We start from the raw sequence: 7,438 nt of genomic DNA, 5'->3' as shown, positions 1-7,438 counted from the left end.
TAAGGCGCTCAGCCGAGCGGTACTAATTGCCCAGTAGAGCTCCGAGAGGGCCGCGCCCTTAGCGGGCAGACGCCGCTTCGTCCGAAGAATGTCAAAATACCAGACATTAGATATGAGATATTAGATTTTAGATGGCTAACGCCAGAAAGGTCTAACATCTAGGTACTAAAATCTAACGTCTAAAAGAAACCTGGCGATGTCCTATACGGACGTAAGCCGAAAAGACTTAGGTGGCTAGGCGGCGGGGCTCCACCCCTTCCCATTCCGAACAGGGCCGTTAAGCCCGCCAGCGCCGATGGTACTGCTACACCAAGCGGGAGAGTAGGTGGCCGCCAAACCTATAGAGCCCCAGAATTTTTCTGGGGCTTTTTTACATTTAGTATACTATGCTAATAAGGACGTTAATTCTCACTCTTTTCTGCCTTATTTCTGCTACATCGTTCGCTCAATCTAAGAAGGGAGGTCGTGATGGTGGTGGTGCCAAGATAAATGTGCCAGATTCAGTCCTCAAAAAGAAATTAAGTAGTTTATATTTTGATGACTCGCTAAACAGAGTTCGTGTTTTTTCATGGAAAATTAACTCCTATACGAATACTCCGACACGAGTTGCCATTGATACAGGGCAGCGAAATCTGCAAAAGATTTATCCCTTTTATAAAGATGAAAATGTAGGTGCAACCTACCTTGGAAATATTGGTGGAGCACAGGTTCTATATGATTTTTTTAGAGTAGGCGCTCCGACTTCTTTTATATTCCAAAATCCTTATCAGGTATTTACTGAAACCCCCGAAAATGTCAAGTTCTATAATACGAAAGTTCCTTATTCGAATTTGCGCTATTCGATGGCGGGCAATAGAACTGAAGCCGAGGAAATTTTTGGACTTACGCTGGCCGAAAATGTAAATCCATCTCTGAGTTTTGGAATAAACTATAACCGTTTTGGAACAAAAGGTCTTTATAAGAATCAGCGTTCTAAAACCAAGGGATTTAGCGGGTACGTTTCTTATTTAGGTAAAAAATACTCTGCTTATGCTGGTTACATCTATAATCTTGTGGATGTAAAAGAAAATGGAGGTATTCAAAATGATGGGGATATTGTTGATACAACTATAAAGCCAAGTTACATATCTGTAAACTTGCAGAACGCCTCTAATCTTATTAAGAATAACTCTTTCTTTCTATCACAAACCTATGGCGTTAGGCTTTCGTCCTCGGAATCGTTTGTTAGGAATGGCATTTATTCTGGACCATTGATTTTGGCAGGGATGTATTCGCAGTACTCTATCTATCATCGTGTTTACTCTGATGAGACAAATAAAATAAATTTAGATAGGCCAGATTATAAGGTTGTTGCATACTATAAGAACTTCTACATCAACCCTAATTCCAGCTACGACTCTACTCATTTACGCGAGTTTGAAAATCGTATTTATTTGCAACTTCGTCCTTATACGGATAAGTCGTTGCTGAACTTATTTGGAGGTGGAGTTGGCTATCAAAACTTGCGATACTACATGTTTAACCTCAGTGATTATCTTTTTGGTAATAAGAAAACAAGCCATTACAACATTTATGCATATGGCTATGCTTCTGGTGTGTTTAGGAAATATGTAGATTGGAGTGGATTCGCAAAACTTGTTCTTACAGGGCATAATGCAGGTGATATAACCGCTCGAGGTTCTGCTGCTTTTTCAGTCTATCCGTGGGGCCGAGAGGTAAAGCTTGTAGGTGATATTAAGTTTGCTTCGGAAACTCCGAACTTTTATCTTGATAACTACTTCTCGAATCACTTTGCTTGGGCTAATAACTTTGATAGAACCGTTGATACGCGTTTAGAGGCAAAACTGGAAGTTCCTTCGATATCTCTGGATATGGGGATTCGACAGGCAGTTGTCAACAAGTACATCTTCTTTAATAAAGATGCTTTACCTGAACAAATTGGGGGTTCTGTAAGTGTTACCTCTGCTTTCTTTAAGAAGGATATAGCCATTGGGCATTTGCATATAGATGGGCAGGTTCTTTTTCAAAAATCTTCGAACGAAGCTGTATTGCCTCTTCCATCTATTGCTGTTAATGCTGGGGTCTACTATCAGTTTAATATCGTGAAAAATGTGCTTAAATCACAGTTTGGTGTAGACGTTCAATACACCAATAAGTATTATGCATATGCCTACAATCCAGCAGTAGGTCAATTTTATGTGCAAACCGAAAGAAAAATAGGGGATTATCCTTGGTTAGATGTGTTTGCAAACTTTAAGTGGAAGCGTGCGGCTATATTTATCAAGGTTCGTAATCTAGGGGAAGGAATATCTGGTCCTGGTGATTATTTCTCTGCATTACATTATCCTCGTGTTCCTCTTCAGCTTCAGTATGGACTCTCTTGGTCGTTTTACGACTAGCATTTGGCAATAATTCGAACATAGTTCGATTCGTTGTTGTTCTGTCTGTACCGATTTTATCAAAAAAGTAGGTATGAAAGGTATAAGATTATGTGCCTCGATTGCTCTTCTTGTTGCTCTACTACTTTCGTGCTCGAATGAAGTAGGTACAAAGGGGAGTATTAGGGGAAATAAGTTAAAACCTGTAAAAAGCTATTTAACCGCAATTCTTGAGGTAAATACGCCCGGTTATTTTTTGAAGAATGGTCTTCCTACAGGGTACCATTTTGAGATGATAAAGAGTTATGCCTCGAGTAAAGGTATGCTGGTTAAGGTTATTCCATTTACTTCTATAGATGCTGCTACAAAGTTGATAGCATCAGGGAAGGCTGACGTTCTTGCCGTTGAGAATGCAAGTCTTTCGAATGGTACATTACAAAAAACGGTTCCTCATTGGAAGTTGCGCTATGCAACTATATCATTCAGCCGAAAGGTTATGGGTAGGAATGATAAAATATTCGTTCCTAACAACGCATTTGCCGATCAAGAACTACTTCAACTAAAAGAGCAGTTTCCCAACATTACCCTCTTTGATGGGTTGAATATGGGGCTTCTACTTGACCATTTGCTTAGCGGAGGAGAGGCCTATGCTATTGTTCAGGCATCAATTGCCGAAGCAACTAGAATAAAATATCCTGAAATTTCTGTGAACTATATGCAGGAGTCTGCCAGTAGTTCATGGTACGTGGCGAAGAGCTGCGTTTTTTTGGATGATTTAAACAGATGGATTGCGGCTCGTCGCAATACGGCTTTACATCCAACGTTCTACTCGTCATTTTACCAAAACTACAAGGTAAATCGATCGTTATCCGAAGGTGCTAGCATGAGGGGAGAACCGTTGCTATCGGATTACGACCAAGAAGTAAAGAGGTACAGCAAAAAGATTGGTTGGGATTGGCTTTTAGTTTCGGCTCTTATTTATCAGGAGTCAAAATTTGAGCCTCACGTGCAATCGGGTAAAGGTGCTAAAGGTTTGATGCAGGTTATGCCTGCAACAGCTAGCTTATTTGGTTTTGAGGCATCTCATTCGCCAAAGGCTAACATCTACATTGGAACAAAACTATTGGCAAGGCTTACAAAGGCTTTCTCAAAGTATCCAATTCCAGTTGAGGAAAGGAATAAGTTCGTTTTAGCTGCGTATAATGGAGGTATGAGCCATGTTTTGAAGGCGATGAATCTTGCTTCTCAATACAGGCGTAATCCGTACTTATGGGATGATGTTTCGTTATTTATTAGGGCAAAACGAAATTCAAGCATATTCCGGAGCAAGTATATTAGCCAAAGCTACAGGAATGACAACGAAACAACCCGTTTTGTGGTAGAAGTGCTCGATCGCTATACGAGCTACAAGTCTTTGACATTAAACTAGAAGGTTGTACTGAGCAGGTGCTTTAGCTCTGTTAGAATCATAGCTGTACCACCCCATATATTCTCTTTTTTGATGATGTAGGCCGGCGCTTGCGACACTCCTTTTGAAATGGTAACCTCTACTTCGGTTAGCTGGCATTCCATCAAGTCCTTCAGTTTGGCCTCTATGATGTAGTCTACCTCTTTGGGCTCAGTCCTAAACACGGGAGTAGTTGCTGATATTGCAATATAGGGTTTAACGATGAAGTCGCTTACTGGAATGAATATGGGCGTTAGCTCGTTTATAACCTCAATCTTTTTTAGTTCTACCCCAACTTCCTCGTTAGCCTCCCTAAGAGCAGTGTTAAGCAGGTTTCCGTCTTTATCCTCGTACTTGCCACCGGGAAAAGCGACCTGTCCGCTATGGTGCCCCTTGTACGTAGGCCTTTTGATTAGGCAGAAGTATACCTCCGAGTTCTTTTCGTAGAAAAGGATAAGGACCGCACTTCTTTTGGTCTTTTCCGTTGGCTTTGTGGTGCGGAATAGCTCGAGTCTGAACTTAGGGAATGCCAAAATGTGCGCTTTTTCGCCCTCTAGGTCGTCGGGATTGTATCCTTTTAGGATGTTTGTAAGGTCTCGAAGCGTCATGCTATTCGTATCTTATGATTTCTGAAGGAGAAATCTTGTTGATAATAAGCAATGGAATTAGCATAAAAAGTGCAAGAAGTAGGAATGTTGCTACATTTAGCAGCAAAATACCGGCGATATCGATGCTAATGGGTACGCTCGAAAGGTAGTAGGTAGACTCTTCTAGCCCTACCAGCCCCGTATACTTTTGGAGAAGGCTAAGCGATAGCCCTACGATGTTGCCCCATAGCAAGCCTTTTAAAACGATTGCCGATGAGAGGTAGATGAATACGTATCGCAGCGAGCCAAGGCTCATTCCGAGCGCCTTGAGGATACCTATCATACGAACCCTGTCGAGGAGAAGTATAAGTATTCCCGTAATCATGTTTATGGCGGCAACAAATAGCATCAGCGTAAGCACCACAAGCGCATTGGTATCTTGTAGGCTGAGCCAGTCGAATATGTTGCTCATGCTCTCCTTGATATTTTCAATTTTAAGGCGCGATCCATCGGGGTAGATCTTATACCCGGCAGCATCAACAACGGCCTGTGATGTTTGGGTTAGCTTGCCAAAATCGTCAATAAGAATTTCAAAGCCGGCATACTGGTTGTCCTCCCATTGGTTAAGCTTTTGGGTATGCCTAAGGTCGCTAATGATGAACTTGCTGTCGAACTCCTGTAGCTTAGAGTCGTAGATTCCTACAATATCAAATGAGCGCATTCTAAATGGATGCTGAACGAAGTAGGTCTTAACCTTATCGCCCACCTTAAGCTTTAGCCTTGCCGCGTTGATCCTGGATATAAGCACTTCTCTTGATGCGGATGAGCTTTTATAGTTGGGAAGCCTTCCCTCCACGAGGTTTGAGGAGAAAAACGACCAGTTGAAGGTGCTATCTACGCCTTTGAGGATAACGCCCTGAATTTCTTCGTTTGTTTTTACAATACCAGCCTTAATGGTATAGGGGTGGATCGATTGGACATTCGGTATCTTTTGCAAATCGCCGATCGGAACCCAATCTTTACGGAGAGGCGGAATCTCCAGCGAGCTGTTTTGGGATAGCTTGGTGATCAGAATGGGAGCGCTGAAGCCGGTAACCTTTTCGCGTATTTCTTTTTTAAAGCCAACTACAATGGATATTGCCAAAACCATCACAGCCGTGCTAATCGCTATGCTGATGGTGGCTATTTTGCTCATTCTTTGCGCAATCAAGCCCTGGAAGGAACGTTCTTTTACGAGCCTTTTGGCGATAAAGAGTTCAGTGTTCAACGGATTGTGTTTCTTGTAAGGTGACGAATTTGCGATGAAATTACTTTTTTTAATGCAACGATGGCGCTGTCGCTGTTTTTTTCTGATCGAAATTGGAGGAAATTAACATGGGGTTGGCCGTCGCTGCTGCTTTTTCGAATGCTCCACCAGTCCCCTTCGGCTGCTATTCGCTCCTTCGTAAAATACCGACCCCATCCCACACGGGAGAGCATCCATCCCGAAAATGGAGGACCTATCCCGGCAAAAGAAGCACCGATCCCCCAAGTAGGAGGAGGTATCCCATCTGGAAGAGCAGCTGTCCCAGAAAAAAAGTAGCTGTCCCGCCCAGAAAAGGACTTGTCCCGGGAAAAAAGGACCTGTCCCAGTAGGGAGAGTAGCTGTCCCAAAGATGGAGAAGCCTATCCCCCCGTTAGCGAAGCCTAGATTCCCGGATAAGCGGTGCGGTGGGGGCAACGAAGGTCTATTCGTAAGCGGAGGTCGATAAAAACGAAAAGCTGCCCAAGTTGGGCAGCTTTTCTATGACGCTCGATGAATTGGTTACAATGTTTTTCCAGGGTATACCTTAAGAGCTTCAGCAAGGCACTCCATTGCGCTCTTCAGATCCTCTTTCTTAAGGACGTATGCGATACGTACTTCGTTTTTCCCTAGTCCCTTGGTGGCATAGAATCCGGTTGCTGGTGCTACCATCACGGTCTGTCCCTTGTGCTCGAACGATTCAAGTAGCCACTGGGCAAACTTATCGGAATCGTCGATTGGCAGCTTAACAACGGTGTAGAAAGCTCCCTTTGGCGTAGGACAGTAAACACCCTCCATTTCGTTTAGGGCCTTTACCATAAAGTTACGGCGCTCAATATACTCGTTGTAAACCCCATCAAAGTACTCTTTTGAAGTCTTTAGGGCTGCTTCCGAGGCTATTTGACCCAGCGCAGGAGGACATAGGCGAGCTTGTGCAAACTTGAGGCATGCTGTGATAACATCACGGTTGCGCGAAATTAGCGCTCCTACACGTGCCCCGCACATGCTGTAGCGTTTCGAAACCGAATCGAAGAGCACCACATTCTGCTCGATACCCTTCAGGCTTAGGCAAGAGTGGTGGCTATGTCCATCGTAGCAGAATTCTCGGTATACCTCATCAGCAAAAAGGTACAGGTCGTACTTTTTTACGATGGTGGCAAGCGTTTCTAGCTCTTTTTCCGAGTAGAGGTAGCCGGTAGGGTTGTTCGGATTGCAGATAACGATTCCTTTGGTTTTGGGCGTAATAAGCTTCTCAAACTCCGCAATTGGAGGCAACCCAAAATCATTGCTGATGGACGATGTAATAGGCTTAACCTCTACGCCTGTTTGTATGGCAAACGAGTTGTAGTTGGCGTAGAATGGCTCAGGAATGATTACTTCTTCGCCAGGGTTGAGGCAAGCCCCAAAGGCAATTGTAATGGCCTCCGAACCCCCAGTTGTAATAATCATATCGCTTGACGATATGTCTATTCCTAGGTTCTGGTAGTATTCTGCTAAGCCTTTACGATACGACTCGTTACCGGCCGAGTGGGTGTACTCGATAACCGTTTCGCTTAGGTTCTTTATTGCATCAAGAGCAACTTGAGGGGTAGGAATGTCGGGTTGACCAATGTTAAGGTGGTAAACCTTAACGCCCCTTTTTTTGGCAGCATCAGCAAAAGGTACAAGCTTCCTTATTGGAGAGGAAGGCATAACCCTTGCTTTTTCTGATAAATTTGGCATAAATCCGTCTATTTTATATGGT

The 7,438-nt window shown here is 43.4% G+C and carries 5 protein-coding genes and 1 rRNA gene; 3 read left to right on the top strand and 3 right to left on the bottom strand.

The window, feature by feature from the left end:
- Nucleotides 1-226: 226 nt before the first annotated feature.
- From rrf to CLV25_RS06475, 3 genes are all read left to right on the top strand, one after another.
- A 5S ribosomal RNA gene (rrf, locus tag CLV25_RS06485) occupies nucleotides 227-338 on the top strand.
- Between the two features lie 48 nt (nucleotides 339-386).
- Entirely contained in the window at nucleotides 387-2,399 is a 2,013-nt protein-coding gene (locus CLV25_RS06480; protein WP_131838816.1) for a putative porin, read from the top strand.
- A gap of 73 nt (nucleotides 2,400-2,472) precedes the next feature.
- Complete coding sequence (locus CLV25_RS06475; protein WP_131838815.1) at nucleotides 2,473-3,807, top strand: transglycosylase SLT domain-containing protein; 1,335 nt, start codon at nucleotides 2,473-2,475, stop codon at nucleotides 3,805-3,807.
- Here CLV25_RS06475 and CLV25_RS06470 read toward each other — a convergent pair.
- The 3 genes from CLV25_RS06470 to CLV25_RS06460 all read right to left on the bottom strand — a co-directional run bounded on the left by CLV25_RS06470 (nucleotide 3,804) and on the right by CLV25_RS06460 (nucleotide 7,416).
- A complete protein-coding gene (locus CLV25_RS06470) occupies nucleotides 3,804-4,433 on the bottom strand; it encodes an NUDIX hydrolase (protein WP_131838814.1) in 630 nt (209 codons plus the stop codon). The two genes, CLV25_RS06475 and CLV25_RS06470, sit on opposite strands and share 4 nt — an antisense overlap.
- 1 nt (nucleotide 4,434) lies before the next feature.
- A complete protein-coding gene (locus CLV25_RS06465; protein WP_131838813.1) occupies nucleotides 4,435-5,607 on the bottom strand; it encodes an ABC transporter permease in 1,173 nt (390 codons plus the stop codon).
- A 609-nt stretch (nucleotides 5,608-6,216) separates the two neighbouring features.
- Nucleotides 6,217-7,416: a pyridoxal phosphate-dependent aminotransferase gene (locus CLV25_RS06460; RefSeq protein ID WP_131838812.1), complete on the bottom strand. Its 1,200-nt coding sequence runs from the start codon at nucleotides 7,414-7,416 to the stop codon at nucleotides 6,217-6,219.
- Nucleotides 7,417-7,438 lie beyond the last annotated feature (22 nt).

Origin of the sequence: Acetobacteroides hydrogenigenes (genome assembly GCF_004340205.1) — a bacterium.
Lineage (GTDB): Bacteria > Bacteroidota > Bacteroidia > Bacteroidales > ZOR0009 > Acetobacteroides > Acetobacteroides hydrogenigenes.
Note: the sequence above shows the minus strand (reverse complement) of the source record. Positions and strands in the feature narration are given on the sequence as shown.